The organism is Candidatus Accumulibacter propinquus, assembly GCF_056856495.1.
Window position 1 is genome coordinate 2,057,202 of the sequence record NZ_JBSEHC010000003.1, and the last position, 20,256, is coordinate 2,077,457.

12 protein-coding genes are annotated in these 20,256 nt (G+C 61.3%); 7 read left to right on the forward strand and 5 right to left on the reverse strand.

Annotated features, from left to right (window positions below):
• Positions 1-29 precede the first annotated feature (29 nt).
• Positions 30-2,234 (forward strand): YgiQ family radical SAM protein, encoded by a 2,205-nt coding sequence (locus AC15MQ_RS15300; protein ID WP_483080528.1) that lies wholly within the window; start codon positions 30-32, stop codon positions 2,232-2,234.
• A gap of 52 nt (positions 2,235-2,286) precedes the next feature.
• Here the strand turns inward: AC15MQ_RS15300 and ettA are convergent, their stop codons facing one another.
• Positions 2,287-3,951 carry an energy-dependent translational throttle protein EttA gene (gene ettA / locus AC15MQ_RS15305; RefSeq protein ID WP_483080529.1) on the reverse strand — a complete coding sequence of 555 codons (1,665 nt, stop codon included), beginning with the start codon at positions 3,949-3,951 and terminating at the stop codon, positions 2,287-2,289.
• Positions 3,952-4,199: 248 nt separating this feature from the next.
• On the opposite strand from ettA, the gene AC15MQ_RS15310 reads away from it, so the two are divergent.
• The gene (locus AC15MQ_RS15310) at positions 4,200-4,637 is read left to right on the forward strand and encodes an endonuclease domain-containing protein (RefSeq protein WP_483080530.1); all 438 of its coding nucleotides are present in this window, start codon (positions 4,200-4,202) and stop codon (positions 4,635-4,637) included.
• Between the two features lie 101 nt (positions 4,638-4,738).
• On the opposite strand, the gene AC15MQ_RS15315 is transcribed toward AC15MQ_RS15310, so the two are convergent.
• Complete coding sequence (locus AC15MQ_RS15315; protein ID WP_287654753.1) at positions 4,739-5,515, reverse strand: ferredoxin--NADP reductase; 777 nt, start codon at positions 5,513-5,515, stop codon at positions 4,739-4,741.
• A gap of 99 nt (positions 5,516-5,614) precedes the next feature.
• Here AC15MQ_RS15315 and AC15MQ_RS15320 point away from each other — a divergent pair, with 99 nt between their 5' ends.
• The 3 genes from AC15MQ_RS15320 to AC15MQ_RS15330 all read left to right on the forward strand — a co-directional run bounded on the left by AC15MQ_RS15320 (position 5,615) and on the right by AC15MQ_RS15330 (position 12,722).
• A complete protein-coding gene (locus AC15MQ_RS15320) occupies positions 5,615-6,541 on the forward strand; it encodes a LysR family transcriptional regulator (protein ID WP_483080531.1) in 927 nt (308 codons plus the stop codon).
• Positions 6,542-6,798: 257 nt separating this feature from the next.
• The gene (acuI, locus tag AC15MQ_RS15325) at positions 6,799-7,782 is read left to right on the forward strand and encodes an acrylyl-CoA reductase (NADPH) (RefSeq protein ID WP_483080532.1); all 984 of its coding nucleotides are present in this window, start codon (positions 6,799-6,801) and stop codon (positions 7,780-7,782) included.
• Positions 7,783-8,486: 704 nt separating this feature from the next.
• On the forward strand, positions 8,487-12,722 hold the full coding sequence (locus AC15MQ_RS15330) for an SdrD B-like domain-containing protein (RefSeq protein WP_483080533.1): 4,236 nt from the start codon (positions 8,487-8,489) through the stop codon (positions 12,720-12,722).
• A 215-nt stretch (positions 12,723-12,937) separates the two neighbouring features.
• Here the strand turns inward: AC15MQ_RS15330 and AC15MQ_RS15335 are convergent, their stop codons facing one another.
• Positions 12,938-13,420 (reverse strand): cyclic nucleotide-binding domain-containing protein, encoded by a 483-nt coding sequence (locus AC15MQ_RS15335; RefSeq protein WP_287669565.1) that lies wholly within the window; start codon positions 13,418-13,420, stop codon positions 12,938-12,940.
• A 32-nt stretch (positions 13,421-13,452) separates the two neighbouring features.
• Positions 13,453-14,751 (reverse strand): glycosyltransferase family 4 protein, encoded by a 1,299-nt coding sequence (locus AC15MQ_RS15340; protein ID WP_483080534.1) that lies wholly within the window; start codon positions 14,749-14,751, stop codon positions 13,453-13,455.
• 740 nt (positions 14,752-15,491) lie between these two features.
• Here AC15MQ_RS15340 and AC15MQ_RS15345 point away from each other — a divergent pair.
• Both AC15MQ_RS15345 and AC15MQ_RS15350 read left to right on the forward strand, forming a co-directional pair.
• A complete protein-coding gene (locus AC15MQ_RS15345; RefSeq protein WP_287654736.1) occupies positions 15,492-16,691 on the forward strand; it encodes a PqqD family peptide modification chaperone in 1,200 nt (399 codons plus the stop codon).
• A complete protein-coding gene (locus AC15MQ_RS15350; RefSeq protein ID WP_483080535.1) occupies positions 16,669-17,787 on the forward strand; it encodes a nucleotidyltransferase domain-containing protein in 1,119 nt (372 codons plus the stop codon). Before AC15MQ_RS15345 ends, AC15MQ_RS15350 begins: the two co-directional genes overlap by 23 nt.
• Before the next feature lie 109 nt (positions 17,788-17,896).
• On the opposite strand, the gene AC15MQ_RS15355 is transcribed toward AC15MQ_RS15350, so the two are convergent.
• Positions 17,897-20,254: an SEC-C metal-binding domain-containing protein gene (locus tag AC15MQ_RS15355; RefSeq protein ID WP_483080536.1), complete on the reverse strand. Its 2,358-nt coding sequence runs from the start codon at positions 20,252-20,254 to the stop codon at positions 17,897-17,899.
• Between the last annotated feature and the right edge of the window lie 2 nt (positions 20,255-20,256).

The window sequence follows — 20,256 nt, forward strand, 5'->3', positions numbered from 1 at the left end:
GAGGAGTACTCCTGTAGAATTCGGAGCCCATGAACCCTCTCCGCAGCAGCATGCCCGATAGCGCCCCCCGCAATCTCTTCTCGTACCGCAAGTACTGGGCCAGTCGCTTCGGCACTGCGCCCTTCCTGCCGATGTCGCGCGCCGAAATGGACGAACTGGGCTGGGATTCGTGCGACATCATCCTGGTCACCGGCGACGCCTATATCGACCACCCGAGTTTCGGTATGGCGCTGGTCGGGCGACTGCTCGAAGCGCAGGGTTTTCGGGTCGGCATCATCAGCCAGCCGGACTGGCTGTCGGCGCAGGCTTTCCGGGTGCTCGGCAAGCCGAATCTGTTCTTCGGCGTCACCGCCGGCAACATGGATTCGATGGTCAATCGCTACACCGCCGACCGCAAGCCACGTTCCGACGATGCCTACACGCCGAACGGCGAAGCCAACCGGCGACCGGATCGCGCGGTTGTCGTCTATGCCCAACGCTGTCGCGAAGCCTTCCCCGGCGCCAACGTGGTGATCGGTTCGATCGAAGCCAGCTTGCGCCGTATCGCGCACTATGACTACTGGTCGGACAAGGTGCGCCGCTCGGTCCTGCCCGATTCGAAAGCTGACCTGCTGATCTTCGGCAGCGCCGAGCGCGCCCTCGTCGAACTGGCGCATCGTCTGGCTGCCGGCGAGAACATCGCCGCGATCCGCGATCTGCGCGGCACGGCCTTCATGGTGCCGCGCGGCTGGCTACCTGGCGAGGGCTGGGTTGAAATCGATTCGACCGAGGTCGACACGCCGGGGCTGCTGATTCGCCACGCCGATCCCTACGCGCCGACTCCTGAGACGGACGCGGCTGCGGCAGCCTGTGCCGCCAAGCCGCCGCCTGCCGGTGGCCGCACGCAGGTGATTCAACTACAGTTCCAGTCGCATCAGCGCATGCCGAAGCTGGATCGGGCGCGGACCGCGATCCGCCTGCCTTCGTACGAGCAGGTGGCTGGCGATCCCGTGCTCTACGCGCACGCCTCACGCACCTTCCACGTCGAGTCGAACCCCGGCAATGCGCGTGCGCTGGTGCAGGCGCACGGCGAGCGCGACGTCTGGCTCAACCCGCCGCCGATCCCGCTGTCGACGCCGGAGATGGACGGTGTCTTCGCCGCGCCGTTCCAGCGGCGGCCGCATCCGTCCTACGGCGAGGCGAAGATTCCGGCCTTCGAGATGATTCGCTTTTCGGTCAACATCATGCGCGGTTGCTTCGGAGGCTGCACCTTCTGTTCGATCACCGAGCACGAGGGACGGATCATCCAGAGCCGCTCGGAGCAGTCGATCCTGCACGAGATCGAGGAAATCCGCGACAAGACGCCGGGTTTCACCGGCGTCATCTCCGACCTCGGCGGACCAACGGCGAACATGTACCGCCTGGCGTGCAAGGACCCGAAGATCGAGTCGGCGTGCCGGCGCCTGTCGTGCGTCTTCCCGGGCATCTGCGAGAACCTCGACACCGACCATACGCCGCTGCTGCAGCTCTATCGCAAGGCACGGGCGCTGCCGGGAGTGAAGAAGGTCCTGATCAGTTCCGGTCTGCGCTACGACCTCGCGGTGCGCGATCCGCAGTACGTCAGGGAACTGGTCAGCCATCACGTCGGCGGCTATCTCAAGATTGCGCCGGAGCACACCGAAGATGGGCCGCTGGCGCACATGATGAAGCCCGGCATGGATTCCTACGAGCAGTTCCGGATCCTGTTCGAGAAATTCTCGAAAGAGGCCGGCAAGGAGCAGTACCTGATCCCGTATTTCATCGCCGCGCATCCGGGCACCACCGACCAGGACATGCTCAATCTCGCGCTGTGGCTGAAGCGCCACAACTTCCGGCTCGACCAGGTGCAGACCTTTCTGCCGACACCGATGGCGATTGCCACGGCGATGTACCACAGCCGCAAGAACCCGTTGCAGAAGGTCGGCCGCGACTCGGCGGCGGTCGACACCGTTCGCGCCGGCCGCCAGCGGCGTTTGCACAAGGCTTTCCTGCGTTACCACGATCCGGCCAACTGGCCGCTGCTGCGCGAAACCCTGAAGCAGATGGGGCGCGCCGACCTGATCGGCAACGGCAGGAAACACCTGATTCCGTTCTTTCAGCCGCTGGGCACGGCAGCGGCCATGCCGTACGCGAGAACGAGCGCGCGCGCGCCGGCTCGGGAGTCGATGCCGGCCAGGGTTGCGGCCGCCGGCGGCGCGGCCCGCCGCAAGCGCTGACCGGCGGCGGCTTCGGCGCCCGTCCGCAAGCAGGTGGCCAGGCGCGTGCCGGCTAGCGCGTGATCGGCTTGTAGCGAATCCGCTTCGGCTTGGCCGCCTCCTCGCCGAGGCGACGCTTCTTGTCCTCTTCGTACTCGTGGTAGTTGCCGCTGAAGAAGCTCCATTGCGAGTCGCTCTCGCAGGCCAGGATGTGCGTGCAGATGCGGTCGAGGAACCAGCGGTCGTGCGAGATCACCAGCACGCTGCCGGCAAATTCGAGCAAAGCGTCTTCGAGCGCGCGCAGCGTTTCGACGTCGAGATCGTTCGAGGGCTCGTCGAGCAGCAGCACGTTGCCGCCGGCGATCAGCGTCTTGGCCATGTGCAGGCGACCGCGCTCGCCGCCCGAGAGTTGGCCGACGCGTTTCTGCTGGTCGCCCCCCTTGAAGTTGAAGCGGCCGATGTAAGCGCGCGCGGGCGTTTCGTACTTGCCGACGGTCAGCAGTTCTGCCCCCCCGGAGATCTCTTCGAAGACCGTCTTGTCGCCGTCTAGGCAATCGCGGCTCTGGTCGACGTAGGCGAGCCGGACGGTGTTGCCGATCTCGATTTCGCCGGAGTCCGGCTGCTCCTGGCCGATCAGCATGCGGAACAGCGTCGATTTGCCGGCGCCGTTCGGGCCGATGATGCCGACGATCGCACCCGGCGGCACGTTGAAGCTGAGCTTGTCGATCAGCAGGCGTTCACCGAAGGACTTGCTGACGTCCCTGAATTCGATGACCTTGCCGCCCAGGCGCTCGCCGACCGGGATGAAGATCTCCTGCGTTTCGTTGCGCTTCTGGTATTCGACGCTGGACAGCTCCTCGAACCGCGACAGGCGCGCCTTGCTCTTGGCCTGCCGGGCTTTCGGGTTCTGGCGCACCCACTCGAGTTCCTGCTTCATCGCCTTGATGCGGCCGGCCTCCTGGCGCCCCTCGGTTTCCAGGCGCGCTTCCTTCTGCTCCAGCCAGCTCGAGTAATTGCCCTTCCAGGGGATGCCGTGGCCACGGTCGAGTTCGAGAATCCACTCGGCGGCGTTGTCGAGGAAGTAGCGATCGTGCGTGACGGCGACCACCGTGCCAGGAAAACGGACCAGGAACTGTTCGAGCCAGTCCACCGATTCGGCGTCGAGATGGTTGGTCGGTTCGTCGAGCAACAACATGTCCGGCTTCGAGAGCAGCAGCTTGCACAGCGCGACGCGGCGCTTCTCGCCTCCGGAAAGGTTGCCGATCAGCGCATCCCACGCCGGCAGGCGCAAGGCGTCGGCGGCGAGTTCGAGCTGGCTTTCGAGGTCCGATCCGGCCGTGGCGATGATCGCTTCGAGGCGAGCCTGTTCCTCGGCGAGCTGATCGAAATCGGCGTCCGCCTCGGCGTAGGCGGCGTATACCGCTTCGAGCATGGCTTGCGCCTGGAATACTTCACCGAGACCCGACTCGATTTCCTGGCGGACGGTCTGCACCGGGTCGAGCTGCGGTTCCTGCGGCAGGTAGCCGATCCTGAGATTCGGCATCGGCGTCGCTTCGCCGATGATGTCCTTGTCGACGCCGGCCATGATACGCAGCACCGTCGATTTGCCCGAACCATTGAGGCCGAGCAGGCCGATCTTGGCGCCGGGGAAGAAGGAGAGCGAGATGTCCTTGATGATCTGGCGCTTGGGCGGGACAATCTTGCCCACGCGGTTCATCGTGAATACGTATTGAGCCATGGCAGTCGGTCAGAGGTGAAAGGGAGGCGGGCGCGCCCTGTGGCGCGCCCGAGAAACGCAAGTCTACCCGAGACTGACCGGCAATGGCTCGCCACCTTGGTCAACGGGTGCAAATGAAAGAGTTGGCCGATAATATCAATTTGCCTTCCGTTTCAACGGAGATTCGGGGGACGCACTCCCTCCCCTTCAAGGGGAGGGACGGGGTGGGGATGGGGTAGCGGAGCAGGAATGGACAATGGAATAGGTGTATGAAGGGGCAGACGAATCGTTCGGTTCTCGACAACGCGCTTCAGAAAAAGCTGCGAACCCACATGACCGATGCTGAAAATCGCTTGTGGAAATATCTGCGCGGTCGGCAGATGACGGGCTTCAAATTCCGCCGCCAGCATCCGTTCCTGGGGTACGTGCTCGATTTCGTGTGCCTGGAAATGCGGTTGATAGTGGAGGTCGATGGCGGCCAGCACCAAGACTGTGAGGCAGATCAGGTGCGTGATCGCCGACTGCATGAGGCCGGCTTCCGCATCATGCGATTTTGGAACAACCAGGTGTTACAGGAAACTGACGCAGTGGTAGAGGCTATCTGGATGGCGTTGCAACACGAATCCGGGGATGCTGCTTCGCTGTTGACCCCATCCCCACCCCGTCCCGTCCAATCGCAAACGTCGCTGACGCGACCTTCCCCTTGAAGGGGAGGGAGTGTCAATATCGGCAATGCCCGCGCGACCATAGTTTCATTCGCACCCTTGGCCAACGGCGCTGATCGGCGAGCGCCGGCCGTGCGGAGCGGCTACTTGTCGACGAAGGCGCGCTCGATCACGTAGTCACCCTGCGCGCCGATATACGGCGAAACCTGGAAGCCGCGCGTGTCGAGCAGGCCGCAGCAATCCTTGATCATCGCCGGGCTGCCGCAGACCATCGCCCGGTCGCGTGCCGGGTCGAGTGGCGGCAGGCCGATGTCGGCGAACAGCCGGCCGCTGTCGACCAGTTGCGTGATGCGGCCCTGATTGCGGAATGCCTCTCGGGTCACGGTCGGGTAGTAGATCAGCTTGTCGCGCACCAGGTCAGCGAAGAATTCGTGACTCGGCAACTCTTCGCGGATGAAATCGCTGTAAGCCAGGTCCTTCACCCAGCGCACGCCATGGATCAACACCACCTTCTCGAAACGCTCGTAGGTCTCCGGGTCCTGGATCAGGCTGATGAACGGCGCCAGGCCAGTGCCGGTGGCCAGCAGGTAGAGGTTCTGGCCCGGTCGCAGGTCGCGCAGGACCAGTGTCCCGGTCGGCTTGCGGCTGACGACGATTTCGTCGCCAACCGCCAGGTGCTGCAGCTTCGAGGTCAGCGGACCGTCGGGAACCTTGATGCTGAAGAATTCGAGGTATTCGTCGTGATTGGCGCTGGCGATGCTGTACGCGCGGGTCAGCGGGCGGCCCTCCTGGGGCAGGCCGATCATCAGGAACTGCCCGTTGATGAAACGCAGGCCGGGGTCGCGCGTGGTGCGGAAGCTGAACAGACTCTCGTTCCAGTGATGCACCGAGAGGACGCGTTGCGCGGAAAAGTTGCTCATGGTCTTGCCCTTGTTGTGCGGTTGACCCGGAGCATCGTAGGGGCTCATGTTATATTTGTAAAAGTGGTTTTTTGAATAAACGATATCTGGAAACTGGATATGCGCTTCAGCTTGCGGCAGCTCCGTATCTTTGTGGAGGTGGCCCGCCACGAGAGCGTTTCGCGTGCCGCCGCGACGCTGGCACTGTCGCAGTCGGCGACCAGCACGGCGCTCGCCGAACTCGAACGACAATACGACACGCAGCTTTTCGACAGGTTCGGCAAGACGCTGCGCCTGAACGAACTCGGACAGGCGCTGCTGCCGCAGGCGGTCGAATTGATCGAGCGTGCGGCGGCCATCGAAAACGTCCTCGAAGGCCGCGCCGGCTACGGCCTGTTGCGCATCGGTGCGACGCTGACCATCGGCAACTACCTGGCGACGCTGATCGTCGCCGATTTTCTCAAGCGCCACCCGGAGAGCACGCTGCAGTTGCGGGTGCACAACACGGCGGCGATCATCGACCAGTTGGCGCGCCATGAACTCGATCTGGGGCTGATCGAAGGCACTTGCCGGCACCCCGACCTGCACGTCGAACCCTGGGTGGCCGACGAACTGGTGGTGTTCTGCGCGCCGGCGCACCCGCTGGCGCGCCGCGGCTCGGCGACGCTCGCGGAACTGGCCGGGGAGGCGTGGATCGTCCGGGAGCCGGGGTCGGGGACGCGCGAGACGCTCGACCAGGCGCTGCGCCACCACCATTCGGCCATGAATATCCGCCTGGAACTGGAGCATACCGAGGCGATCAAGCGTGCCGTCGAGTTCGGCCTCGGCATCGGCTGCATTTCACGCCTGGCGCTGCGCGAGGCCTTCCGGCGCGGCAGCCTGGTCGCGATCGAGACGCCCGAGCTCGATCTGCGGCGCGATTTTCAGTTCCTCTGGCAGCGGCGAAAGTTCCAGACTGCCGGCATGCGCGAGTTCATCGACCTTTGCCGGGCGATGACCGCGGGCTGCGAGCGCAGCGACCAGATCGAGTGGTCGTTCATTCCCTAGGCGTGCGGGCGGCGCCGGCTAGGGCCGCCGCGCGCGCCGCCCGAAGCAGAGGCCGACGGCTGCCGGCAGGGCGGGGATTCCGAATGTAAAGTTTTCCGACAGGTGGCCGGGAAGCGCAACGGGCTTGCGGCGATTTGGAAGCAAAAGCACACTATCGCCTCCGGGCAGGACCGCGGCGTCGCCGGCTTGTCCCGCGGCGCGGCCGCGCCGGCGAACCGCAACGCCACCTCACGTTCCCACAGCAAAGGAGAATCAACATGTTCAAGGGCATCCTGATCACCAGGGATGAAGCCGGTTACCGGGCACAGTTGCAGGAGATCGACGACGCGGTCTTGCCGGCCGGCGACGTCAGCGTGCGTGTCGAGTGGTCGACGCTCAACTACAAGGACGGCCTGGCGATCACCGGCAAGGCGCCGGTGGTCCGCCGCTTTCCGATGGTGCCGGGGATCGATCTTGCCGGCACGGTGATCGAGAGCAGCAACCCGGCGTGGAAGGTGGGTGATCAGGTGCTGCTGAACGGCTGGGGCGTCGGCGAGACGCATTGCGGTGGCCTCGCGCAAATGGCGCGCCTGCAGGGCGAATGGCTGGTGCCGCTGCCGCCGAAGCTGACACCGCGCCAGGCGATGGCCATCGGCACCGCCGGCTATACCGCGATGCTCTGCGTGCTGGCTCTCGAAAAGCACGGCATCCGGCCGCAGGACGGCGAGATTCTGGTCACCGGCGCCAGCGGTGGCGTCGGCAGCATCAGCATCGCGCTGCTCGCCAGGCTCGGCTACCAGGTCGTGGCCTCGACCGGCCGCGTGGCCGAAGCCGCGTACCTCCAATCAATTGGCGCGACGACGGTCATCGATCGCGAGGAACTTTCAGCGCCAGGCAAGCCGATCGGCAAGGAGCGCTGGGCCGGCGTGATCGACAGCGTCGGCAGCCACACCCTGGCCAACGCCTGCGCCACTACCCGCTATCGCGGCGCCGTGGCCGCCTGCGGCCTGGCGCAGGGAATGGATTTCCCGGCCACAGTCGCGCCGTTCATCCTGCGCGGCGTTACGCTTTACGGGATCGACAGCGTCATGGCGCCGCTGCCCGTACGGCAGGAAGCCTGGGAACGTCTCGCCCGCGACATCGACATCACCCGCCTCGATGCCATCAGCCATGAAATCGCTCTCTCGGAAGTTGTCGAGTTGGCGCCGCAACTGCTCGCAGGCAAGGTGCGGGGGCGGGTGGTGGTTGATGTGAATCGTTGAGGGGTTGGCGGCGGACGAGGCTGTCAGCGGGCGGCTGGCAAACCGCCCGCTGTTCAGAGGTGTTCGAGTTCATCTGTCGGGAAGCGCGCGGAATATCTTCGCCTCTGACTGACTCCTGTGGATGATCGGGCTCGATCTGAACCAGATCCCGGCTGGTCGCGTCTCTCCTCGCGCTCAGTGCTGCGCGTGCGGCAGTTCGAGCGGGGCGCAGGCAAGCCTGCCCCCGTGGTGCCGGTGGCCTCCTTCGCATGAGGTGTCGGAAAATTTGACAGCCACATACTCATGACCTCCCGTCATGAGTCGAGAATTTCAATAAATCAGCAGGGTTTGATTTCGGGCATCTTTTTTGCTTTAGGGGCGTGTGTGTCTGGTTGGTGGTAACTGGTGGGTTACCTTGTCGCACGGGGATGCGCTTGGCGGGGTGGTCTGCAGCTGTTCCCGCCTGGTGTTGAGCTTGTAGGGTGAAGAGCGTGATTGAAAAATATTTCATGCGCTGGTTTTTTGCCCGTCATGTTTGTAAATGCGCCGACGACCTCGTTACGTGCCCAATTTTGTACAGAAATTCTGGCTTTGGCAATCCAATCGGCAAGAGTAAGTAAGCTTTGAGTTGAGTGTGCTGCAAACGTGCGTTCTCGATTACTCGATGAATCTGGCCCGAGCAGCGGTACCGAGAACCTATTTGACAGAAATCGAGGAGAAATAAAATGCCCGCTTATCAGCCCCCAAGACTATCGTTCACTTTTCATAGCCCGGGAATTAGTCCCGGTAACGTCCATTCCGATTTGACATATGACGCTCCAAGCTACGACAATTTAGAAGTTAGTGCTTCTGATTCTGCGGCATACCTGACCGGATGGTACGACGGATGGTGTGTGGATGAAGCAGCATTAATCGTTAATGGCTCGAATTATGTCAATGCGACCGTATATTCGAGTTACGAATACAACATTCTTCGTGCCAATGCTGCGTTTGCCGGTATCGGTAATGATACCAACGCTACCCTCTTGCCCGGAGAGAATGCCATTCCTGAGGACGGGTCGTCACAGCCGTTCCTCGAAAATCTCGATCTCATTAACTGGCTGTTGAACAACAGCGTTGTCAGCAGTACAGATTTCTACGATACGATTATTAATGGTACACCTTATGTACATGTTCCTTATTATACCGTAACCGGGGTATCTGGCCTTTTCACGTATGGCGACATCCAGCAGTCGATTTATCAATTGCTTGGTGACGGTTGGTCAGCCAGTCCCTTTATTGGTAGTGCTGACCAAGGCCGTGTGGCGACGATTGTAAATGAGGCCATCACTCACGAGGGATACGTTCCCGATGTCGGAGAAAAGATCGCAGTTATTCTTGACGTACGGAATTCAACTGGACTTTTTCGCCAACCGCAAATTATACAGAGTGTTTCGGCGAAACTGGGTGACTATGTATGGGATGACGTTAACGCCAACGGCATTCAAGACGACGGCAGCACCGGCATTGACGGAGCCACGGTCAACCTGTGGCGTGACCTGAATGGCAATGGGAGCTTTGACGGGGGGATCGAGCTGCTCGCGACCACCACGACCGGCGACGATCCGCATACTGCAGGCGTTCAAACTGGTTACTATGAGTTCAAGGGACTCACGCCAGGGCTCGAATATCAAGTGGAGTTTGTCAAGCCATCGCATTTGAACGGAGTCAGCCCTGCCACACAGGGTTCGGATACGCAATTGGACAGCAACGGGGTGAAACAACTCTCGGGGCAGATTTATTCCGAGAAGATCTATCTCAATCCCGGCGAGTTCAATCATTCAATCGACCAGGGTTTCTATACCGACTCGAACGATAATACCGCCCCCAGGGCCAGCCTCGGTGACTACGTCTGGATTGATGCCAACGTCAATGGCCTGCAGGATTCCGACGAAGTCGGCGTCACAGGCGTCACCGTCGTGCTGACCGGCGGAGGCGCCGACGGCAAGATCAACGGTATCGGCGACACCACGATCTCCACCGTCACTGGCTCGAATGGTTACTACGAGTTCGCCGATCTGGCTCCGGGCGTTGAATACCAGGTGCAGTTCATCAAGCCGACGGGTAGCTTCTTCACCACTCCCGACGTCGGCAGCAACGGTTCTGACGGCATCGACTCCGACGCAAACCCTGCTGACGGCAAGACCGGGATCGTTACGCTGGCCCCGAACGAGCACAACCTGACGATTGACGCGGGCATCTACCAGACCGCCAGCCTGGGCGATCGGCTATGGGTGGACACTAACGGCAACGGCAAGCAGGATGACGGCGCGACCGGCATCAGCGGGCAGACCATCACTCTGATCGGCGGCGGCGCCGACGGCAAGATTGTCACCACTGGCGACAACACCAGTACGACCACCACTACCGGTACCGACGGCTTCTACCAGTTTACCGACCTGACGCCGGGCATCGAATACCAGGTTCAGTTCAGCAAACCCGCGGGTTACACCTACACTGGCCAAGATCTCGGCGGCGACGACGCCCAGGACTCCGACGCCAATACCAGCGGGTTGAGTCAGATCGTTACACTAAGCTCGGGCGAGAACAACCCGAGGATTGACGCGGGCGTTTACCAGACCGCTTCGCTGGGAGACAAGGTCTGGCTGGACTGCAACGGTAACGGTGTGCAGGACGGCGGCGAAGTTGGTGTCGCGGGCGCGACCGTGAAACTGATCGGCGGCGGCGCTGACGGCAAGATCGCTACCACCAGCGACAACACGATCACCACGACTACTACCAGTGCGGCTAGTGGCCATGTTGGCGAGTATGCTTTCACCGGGTTGACCCCCGGCATGGAGTATCAGGTGCAGTTCGTGCCACTGACGGGCTACAGTTTCACCACGAAGGACGCGGCAGCCGCGACCGATGCGACCGACTCCGATGCCGACCTGGTCACCGGCAAGACGCAGGTCGTGAAACTGGCTTCGGGCGAGAACAACCCAACGCTGGATGCCGGCCTGACGCCGGATTGCCGTCCGGTGACCTTCGACTTCAGCGGCAGCAGTGCGACCGATGGCACCGACGGCAACTCGCGCACCTATACGGATGCCCTGACCGGGGTATCGGTGACGGCGCGCGCGTTCAGCCAGAGCAAACTCTCCGACAACACGCCCACGAACACCTGGCAGTCCGCCTGGCTTGGCGCTTACAGTGGTGGACTGGGCGTCACCGATTCAAGCGAGGGTACCGGCAGTGGTAACACCCATACCGTGGACAATGTCGGCCGCAACAACTACGTCGTGCTGCAGTTCTCGCAGAGCGTGAAACTCGACCAGGCTTATCTGGGCTACGTGGTCAACGACAGCGACATGAAGGTATGGATCGGCAATTCGGCCAGTACCATCACCACGATGGACAACAGCGTGCTTTCGAGCATGAGCTTCAGCGAGGTGAACACCACCACTCTGAGCTCCGCACGTTGGGCCGACCTGAATGCCGGAGGGGTGACCGGAAACGTGGTGATCATCGCTGCCGACACCACCGACACCTCGCCGGAAGACTACTTCAAAGTAGAGAAGGTAGCGGTGTGTGCTCCCGACTATTGCTTGCCGGTGGCCAAGGCCAGCATCGGTGACTTTGTCTGGGAAGACAAGAACTACAACGGTGTGCAGGATGGTGGCGAGAGCGGCATTGCCAATGTCACGGTGAAACTGCTCAACAGCGCCAACACCGTTCTTGCCACCACCACCACCGACAGTTCCGGGAAGTACCTGTTCAGCAACCTGAACCCCGGCGACTACAAGGTGCAGGTGGTTGCGCCGAGCGGCTATGGCGTGACCAAGCAGGACCAGGGCAGCGACAACGCCAAAGACAGTGACATCAACAGCAGCGGCATCACGGCCCTGACCACACTCTCTGCCGACGAGGATGATACGAGTTGGGATGCCGGCCTGTTCCGCAAGGCGTCGGTGGGCGACAAAGTCTGGGAAGACTGGAACCACAACAACGTGCAGGACGTCGGAGAAGGGGGGATCGGCAATATCAAGGTCCAGTTGTTGAATGCCACCGGCACCAGTGTGCTGGCGACGACCTACACCGACAGCAGCGGCAACTACCTGTTCTCCAATCTCAATCCCGGCACCTACATGCTGCAGTTCGACAAGACCAACGTCTCGTTCTCGAACAGTCACTGGGGCGGCACTTACAACATGAGTGACTGGAAGTGGGCAGTCAAGGACGCCAAGATCAGTGGTGTGAACAATGACGCCAAAGACTCCGACGTTGCCGGCGATGCGATTTCCAAGACCAACGTCAGCAAGACCGACGCCTTCACGCTGGTTTCGGGCCAGAATGACCTGACCCGCGACGCCGGCATCACCCCGATCGTCATCGATCTCGACGGCAACGGCATCCAGACCATCAGCCGCGCGAATTCCGGCGGCAGCTTCGATCTCTTCGGCAACGGCAGTGCGGTGGCGTCGGGCTGGATTTCGGGCAGTGACGGTTTCCTTGCGGTGGACAAGAACGGCAACGGCACGATCGACGGCATCAGCGAACTGTTCGGTGGCACGGCCAAAGGCGCGGGCTTCGCGCAACTGGCGGCCTACGACAGCAACAACGATGGCCTGGTCAACACCTCGGATGTCGGTTTTGCCGATCTGTCGATCTGGCGCGACGTCAACGGGAACCACCAGACCGACGCCGGCGAACTCTTGAGCCTGGCTCTGGCTGGTGTGAGCGAGTTGGTCACCGGCTACACCGAATTGCCGTTCCTTGACCACCAGGGCAACATCCACCTGGAGCGCAGCAGTGCGACGCTGTCCGACGGTCAGGCGGTGAGCATGACCGACGTGTACTTCAACGTCTCGGCGGATGACGCTGCTGCCGCCGGGGTGGTGCTGCCGGGGATCGCCGACCTGCTGAATGAACTGGCCAGTCGCCAGGTGCCGGTCACTGACGCCGGGTGGCTGTTCGCCTAGCAGAATTGGCATTCGGCCCCAGGTGCCGGAGCAAAGGTATGGAAATGGGGGGGCGCCGCAGGGCGCCCCCCCATTTTTTCCGGAACCGTACCGCTTACGGTTGAGCAGGGCAGGTCACCCTGTCCGGAAGGCTCGCGACGGCGCTGCGCGCGAGGCAGGAGAAAATGGCTCGTCGTTGACGCGAGAAGCTGCCGCCGGCAGGGTCACGGGGATTTTCACTGGATATTGGAGCGCCTGGGTGCGCTCATGTAATGCACCGCCAGGTCGTCGATACTGCGCAGGCGGCGGCTCAGTTCCCTCGCCAGATTCATGACGATCAGGGCAAAGGTCGGCAGGTCGGACTCGTAAATGCGGAACAGGTCGCCGTTGGACAAGCCCAGAGCGGCGACCGGCTCCAGCGCGCGCACGGTCGCCGAGCGGTGCTGCGTATCGAGCAACTCCATCTCGCCGAAGACATCGCCGACATGCAGCACGGCGATGCGCTGCGCGACCTGAGCGTCCTGCTCAGGGTCGGCCTTCAGGACTTCGACGGAGCCGCTGCAGATCACGAACAGCGAATCGCCCTCTTCACCTTCGCTGACGATCACGTCGCCGGCAGCGAACGTCAGTTCACGCATCAAGGGCATGATCGCGGCCATGGCCTGGTCGTCAACCCCGCCGAACAGCGGTTGCTCCTGCAGGAATCTGGCGGTGGTCACGGTTCAATCCGGCTGGGAAAATGGAAACATCATCACTCTCCGTGCGCGAGATCGATCGCCTCTGATGCCGGAAGCACTCCGGTCCTGATGCCCGTCGCCGATGCCAGTTCCTTGACCAGACTGATCAGCCGGGGCAGGGCGATACGTTCCAGATCAAAGCGCTCTTCGATATCCCGGCGTGCCTGCACACGCAGTGGCTGCATCTGCTGCGGCTTGTCCAGCACCGAGACAAGCCTCTCGGCGAGTGCCGCAGGCGAAAAAAAGTCTACCAGCAGGCCATTGCGGCCTGACTGGACGACCTCGCGGACAGGCGCGGTATTCGAGGCAATCAACGGGCAGGCGCAGGCCATGGCTTCGAGCAGCGACCACGACAGCACGAAGGGGTAGGTGAGATAGACGTGCGCACAGGACAGGCGCAGCACGTCCAGGAACACGCGATAGGGTACTTTCCCGAGAAAATGGACGCGCCGGGTGTCGATCGCTTCACCCGCCTCACGCAGGTAGATCTCGCGGTAGCACTCGCCGTTCGCAGGACGGCGCCCGTAGCTGACCTCGTCGCCGCCGACGATCAGCACCTGCGCCTTGGGTCGGGCTGAGAGCACCGCCGGCAACGCGCGCATGAAGGTGTGGAAGCCCCGATAAGGCTCCAGGTTGCGGGCCACGTAAGTGATCACTTCATCCCCCGAGCGAAGTGTTCCCCTGCCGTCGGGCAGCAGGAATTCATCCACCGGCGCGGGGCAGACCAGATGGGTCTGCACTCCATCATGGATGACGTGTATGCGCTCACGGAAGGCCGCGGGATACTGGTCGCGTTGCCAGTGCGTCGGGCTGATGCAGGCGTCGGCCGCATCAAGACTGATCAGCTGGGTGGCGTTGCGCATGCGTGCCCGGCATTGGTCATCAAGCGACGCCGGAAATTCCGCGTCGAAGCCCATGTCCGACCCACTGCCGCGATAGAAGAATTCGAGGTAGAGCAACAGCCGCGCCGAGGGAAAGGCATCCTTCAGGAATAGCGCTTCACCCCAGCCGGGATGCGCGCAAATCACGTCGGGTACGAACCCCTGCGCGCGCAGCGCGAGCGCCAGCCGCACCACGGCCTGCCCCCTGCGGACCGCCGCCTCGGTGCTGTGCAGGTAATGGTGGGTCTGTGCAGACGCGCCATGTGGCTGTGGATAGGCCAGGAGCCGGACGCGCGGGTGAAACCCCTGCGCACGCCTGATGTTGGCCTCCTCGCCGATGCCGATGACCTCGTTTTCTGGAGAACTCGCCAGCGCTGGAGCCAGATGTCGATATTGGCCGGGGAAGTTTTGATGGACGAAGAGGAGTCGCATGAGGGTACGTGCGGTTGGTGCCAGTAGCGTAACGTTCGTTGCATCTTACTCGATCCTGAAGCGGGCAGTATCCTTGATCAGCACTCGCGAAACGGCTCTGCGCTGCCTGTCTTCTATCCGCCATCGTGGGGGTGGCAGCCTCAACTCATGGGTGTGGCAGCCTCAACGAGTGTCGACATTTTTTACACATGCTTGATCAAAGCTGGGCGGTCAAGCAGGCGAAGAGCATCAAAATTTGTTAAACCAGAAGTTTAAATCCCATCCGTGGAGTCTGGCATGATCTATGCTTTTTGTGTTTGCGCAACCAATCAGAAGACCATGTCGTTGCATCTAAGAGAGGTGGTTGATCTCGGAGTGGACTGATGGTCAAATCACGCTTGGACTTACCCCTTAACTCACTCTTGAGGTGCAGAAATGAATACTCAAATCGAACAGCCGAACCAGTCGTCATCCGAAGTGGAGATGCTGGCACGCCCCAGCAAGATGTCCCGCCGTGAGGCATTGGCGATAGTTGGCAAACATGCTATTTATACGGCTCCTGCTGTACTGGCCGTTTTGTCTGTTACGAAGTCCAACGATGCACGTGCCTCTGTCTGTGTTTCTACCCCAGGCAATCCTTGCCCTCCCGATTGACCAATAAGTGGTATTGTGTTTTTACACCTCTCGCATTGATTCGACCGACCCTCTTGATGTAACGGTGGTGATTTCGGAACGCCGAATTCAAGCACGATGATTGTCCGATGACAAACAAGAGGGTCGAGTTGAATGCATTTGGTGCTTTGCCGTCTCCGATTACTTGTCCCTTTGACGGCGGGTGGGTCCTGTACCTTCCGCTCACGGACCAGATGCTGGTGCTCAATCCTTCGGCGAAACTGGTTTGGGAAATGTTGGTCCGGGAATGCGAGCATGATGAAATAGCTTCTGCATTGGCTGAGCATTTCGGCATCTCCTTCGAACGGGCGTCATCGGACGTAGGGCAGATCTTGGCGTCGCTGAAAGACATAAAGTCGAAAAGCGACGCCGCCGCGGGTTATCCTATCTCCTTGTCACTCTCCACAGAGGTGGCATCCGCTTGTGTCGCCAGCCAGCTGGATTTCGAATACTGTGGTAGCTTCAGATTTGGCGAGAGCCTGATTAACGTGCTCTCAACAGTTCCGGAGGTCAATGAATCGTTTTTCTCACGATTCAGGCACCGTGCAGTTGGAAATGGCGAGGACGCAGATGTCCTCGAGGTTTCGAGGCGAGACACAACTTACTGCTTGATATTTCGGGGTAGTCTCCTGGCGGAGGTGACGACCGTGAATGCAATGATGTGGTGCGTCATCGAGCTGTTGCTGAATCTGGAGCATTCAAACACCGCCTTGTTGGCGTATTGCCATTCTGCCGCGGTTAGCAAGGGCAACCATAGGCTTTTGATGCCAGGTCGCAGTGGGGTAGGCAAGTCGACGCTTACGGCCTTTCTTGTAGTCAATGGATTTGCCTACGTAGGTGATGATGTGATCGCGATCGGAGAAGACGATGGGGCTTTGCTCCCCCTGCCAACCTGCCTCTCCATCAAGTCAGGTTCCTGGCCGATTCTGGAGCAATTCTATCCCGGATTAGGACAGCTCCCGACGCTCAATCGCTACGGTCGCAGCATGCGTCATGTAGAACCGCAGCACAATTATGAAGTGCTGCCAGCAACATCAGCGCCGTCAGCAATCGTATTCCCCGCTTATAAAGAAGGCAACCAGACCCACCTCAGCTCACTGCCGCCACTTCAGACGATGATTCATCTGCTTGGTGCTCACGCCGCCCTTGCGACCCCCGCGACTGAAGACAAGCTTCGCAAACTGATTCGCTTTGTGGAACAAACGCCCGCCTACGAGCTGACCTATTCCGAACTGCCGAGCGCCCTGAAAGCCATTGAGGACTTGCTTGCAGCCCAACCCCAACAGTAGGACACCGTTTCAGCTTCTCAGCAACAGCCTGCTTGGTGCCTTGGGGCAGAAGCTGGCCGCATCCGAATTGCCGGCGAACGCGAACGAGTGGGAAACGGTCCTGCGCTTGTCCGGCGCGCATCTGGTGACGCCTCAGTTGCGCTGGGCGTTGCTTGAGCAGGGGTTGTTTTCGGATGTGCCACCTGATGTCGCCGAATATCTTGATGCAGTCCATACCCTGAGTCTCGAAAAAAACCAGCAATGCGAAGAGCAGTTGGCGCACCTCCTGGGCGTGCTGAACGGTATCGGCGTGCAACCCGTATTCCTCAAGGGTGCGGCGGCATTGATCGGCAGACTTTACCCGAGTTCCGGCGAAAGGATGGTCAGCGATATTGACGTTCTGGTTCCCGCTGCACGCTTGCCCGATATTCTCGACAGGCTGGTGGGTGTGGGCTATCGCTTGGTGAATCCCAAGGAAGACATTTCAGATATTGAGCATCCGGACGCTCTGTCCCACCACCATTATCCGGCGATCTATAGCCCCGATTGGCCGGTGGCGGTTGAGCTGCATGTGCAACCGGTCCTGCTGTCGTTCGTCAACCTGCTCTCCTGTGACGAAGTCTTCCAGGATGCTACGGCAGTCAGGTGGCGTGGCGGCGACTGCTTGTTGCCCTCGCCGACTCACTTCGTCATGCACAACATCATTCACAGCTATCTTGTCGATACCAGGTACCATCTTGCGTCGATGTCGTTGCGGCAATTGTTTGAATTCGTCCTGGTCAGTCAAAGCTATGGGGAGCGCATCGACTGGCATGCCATCAACAGTCGTTTTGGTGCTGCTGGTTGCCGGGACGAGTTGGCGCAATATCTGGTCCTCGCACAGATCTGCCTCGGTTTTAAAGTGGCAACGGGCATCGATCTTGACGGTTGGGATCGACTGCGGGTTCAACCGTATCTGGCGCGCCTCAATCTGGAGAATCGTGCGCTCCGGTGGGCTGTAATCGTGGTCTGCCAGATCATCGTCCGGCTGCGAAATCTGTGGAAAGATCCCGGCAGCATCAGAAAGTTGTTGACGGCCGATTTATATACCAATTTTCGTAACAGCATCCGGTTCTAGCCGCGCGCTTGCTCACCCATGGCAAGTCGACGGCCTGCTCGGCGCCTTGCCTGTTGAGCACCATATCGGGTCTTCTCCGACCTGGCACCAGGTCGCGGCGGCTCGCCCATCACCCCATGCAGCACTTCTTGTACTTCTTGCCGCTGCCGCACGGGCAGGGGTCATTGCGACCCACTCTTGGCGCTTGCGCGACGACCTGCGAAACCGCGGTGTCGCCATGGCCGAGGCCGAATTCCCGTCGCAGGGCGTTGTACATCCGGGCAAACTCGACACGTGCTGCGCCGGACCGCTCAGGCAGGGTTTGCCAGCGGTTCCTGTCCTTTTGGGCACCCTCCAGGAGGTCCAGGGCCTCGGTCTTGCGTCCGGAGTCGATCAGCAACTGCGCCAGGTTGATGATGGTCTCCAGCGAGAGGGGGTTGATGCTGTGCGCCTTTTCCAGGCAAGACAGGGCGGCTTTCGGGCGGTTGATGTGCAGTACGATGTTGCTCAGGCGAAACCACGAGCGCCAATCCTGCGGGTTTCGCTGCAGTTTCTGGTGCAGACTCGCGTAGGCTGCCGGGATCGTTTGCAGGGTGCCTTCGGGAGATCGTACCCGGTCAAAGAGGATTCTGCGAGACGCAGGGTCCGGGGTGTTTCCGGCGGCCGCCGCGGCCTGTAGCACGACCGATTCAGCGAGCACCGCCATTTTTGCCTGGGCATCGAACTCGAATTCGTCGAACGCGCCGCAGGACAGGCAGGCGATCTCGTCGGCCAGCAGCATCTTGTCCTTGCCGGGGTCGCCGATGGCCACGCCCTTGACGTCGTAACCGTTGACCTGACCACAGGCGGAACACAACAACTGCAGGTGCATCGCGGGGCGTTGCTCAGGAAAAATCGCGCTTTCGAAGTTTTCCTGCATTTCCTTTTGTCGGCTTCTGCGCGCCAGGATTCCGATGCGCAACTCGGGGATCTCCGGGCAGTTCGCGTCGAGCAGGCGGCACAGCAGGTAGTAGGTCTTGTCAATCAGCGTCTGCCGGCGGCGCAACTCGGGCTGCAACCGTTCGAGCAGGCGTTGGTCCGGCGCGCCCAGGGCCAGGTCGCACCAGCGCTCCACGTCGTCGCGGAGCATTGCATCGGCATGGGCAAGGGCGAAGTCGGCGACCGGTTTCCCGCCGACCGCCGCAAGCACCGACGCACCGTAGATCTGCTGCGAGTGATCGAGCAGTTCCCATTGCGCGATCAGCGCATCGCGTGCGGGTTCGCCGATCCTGAGCAGTGCACGCTGCGCGGCTTCGCACAGGAAATCGCCATCAATTTGGGACAGGCAGGCAATCAGCCCCGGGGTGAATTCGGGATACGCGAGTTCTCCGGCCGCTTCGGCCAGGTGGACCGGCCCGTAGCTGTCGCTGTGGTCGGTGAGCCGTTGCGCAATGCTGGCCGCGGATTCGTTCCTGGGGAAGTCCTGCAAACGGGCGACCAGGCGCGCCGAATGGATGTTGGTGCGCACATCGAGTTGCAGCAGTTGGAGCACCTGGTCGACAGGCATGCTTGCCGGGTCGATGTGTTTGCGTTCGAACGCGTCCGCTACGGCAGCCAGGACCAGCGCTGCCAGAGCCGTGGGCGCTTGTGCGTTGCGGAAAGCTGCGCTGCCCTGAATCGTGTGCCAGGCCAGTGTTGCGCCTGGTGAGCGGACGTGGCATTTTTCCAGCAGGTTCAGAGCCGGTTGCAGCGGCGCGTCCGACGCGAGGATGGCGTCCATCTCGGACAGGGGCGTATCGGCTTCGAACAGGGCGGCCAGATCGTGGAAAGAGACGGACTGAAAGCCCTTGACGCGCAGAAGGAAGAGTTCGGCGTACGAGTCGTGAGCAAAGAAACAGGCGGCCATATGCTCGACGGTGCTTTCCAGACGCGAACCTTCCTGAGCGCACAAGTGGTCAAGGAGGTCGGGCAGGGCGTCAGTCTTCTTGAGGGCAACGGCGGCCCGGAAAACATGATCACTCAAATAGCGGGACAGCCGTGGCTCCTGCGCGTGGCTCACCGGCAGCAGCTTGTCGGCCAGGGGCAGGGCGGCCGGCAAGGGCAACTGATCCAGGCTGTCCAGGATGCCGAATACCCGGTCGATCGACCAGGGAGGTGGATTCTCCAGATACTGGCCAAACACCCGGGTTGCCAGGTCCGGTGCGACACGCGCCAGGATTTTCGCGCTCGCACTGGCCATCCGCGGCGGCCAGTCATTCCAGCGCGCGGCCATCGTCGCGGCGAAGGCCGACCAGCGGGCTTCGGGAAGTTCCCGCAGGAGAATACAGAGCGTGTCGAAGTCACCGGCTTCGATCCAGCGTTCAAGGATGGCGTCGGAAAACCACAGGCTGAGCAGCCGTTCGCGCGCTTCCGAGTGGGGCGGCAGATCGCTGTAATAGTGGACGGCCCAATCGATCACGATCGGGTCATCGAGTGCGGCAGCGGCGCGTGCCAGGCAGGAGTAGTCCATCA

Bases quoted from the DNA above. Each gene is read 5' to 3' on its own strand.
- AC15MQ_RS15300 (WP_483080528.1), top strand. From the start codon at position 30: ATGAACCCTCTCCGCAGCAGCATGCCCGATAGCGCCCCCCGCAATCTC.
- ettA (WP_483080529.1), bottom strand. From the start codon at position 3,951: ATGGCTCAATACGTATTCACGATGAACCGCGTGGGCAAGATTGTCCCG.
- AC15MQ_RS15345 (WP_287654736.1), top strand. From the start codon at position 15,492: ATGACAAACAAGAGGGTCGAGTTGAATGCATTTGGTGCTTTGCCGTCT.
- AC15MQ_RS15310 (WP_483080530.1), top strand. From the start codon at position 4,200: ATGAAGGGGCAGACGAATCGTTCGGTTCTCGACAACGCGCTTCAGAAA.
- AC15MQ_RS15330 (WP_483080533.1), top strand. From the start codon at position 8,487: ATGCCCGCTTATCAGCCCCCAAGACTATCGTTCACTTTTCATAGCCCG.
- AC15MQ_RS15340 (WP_483080534.1), bottom strand. From the start codon at position 14,751: ATGCGACTCCTCTTCGTCCATCAAAACTTCCCCGGCCAATATCGACAT.
- acuI (WP_483080532.1), top strand. From the start codon at position 6,799: ATGTTCAAGGGCATCCTGATCACCAGGGATGAAGCCGGTTACCGGGCA.
- AC15MQ_RS15320 (WP_483080531.1), top strand. From the start codon at position 5,615: ATGCGCTTCAGCTTGCGGCAGCTCCGTATCTTTGTGGAGGTGGCCCGC.
- AC15MQ_RS15315 (WP_287654753.1), bottom strand. From the start codon at position 5,515: ATGAGCAACTTTTCCGCGCAACGCGTCCTCTCGGTGCATCACTGGAAC.
- AC15MQ_RS15355 (WP_483080536.1), bottom strand. From the start codon at position 20,254: ATGGACTACTCCTGCCTGGCACGCGCCGCTGCCGCACTCGATGACCCG.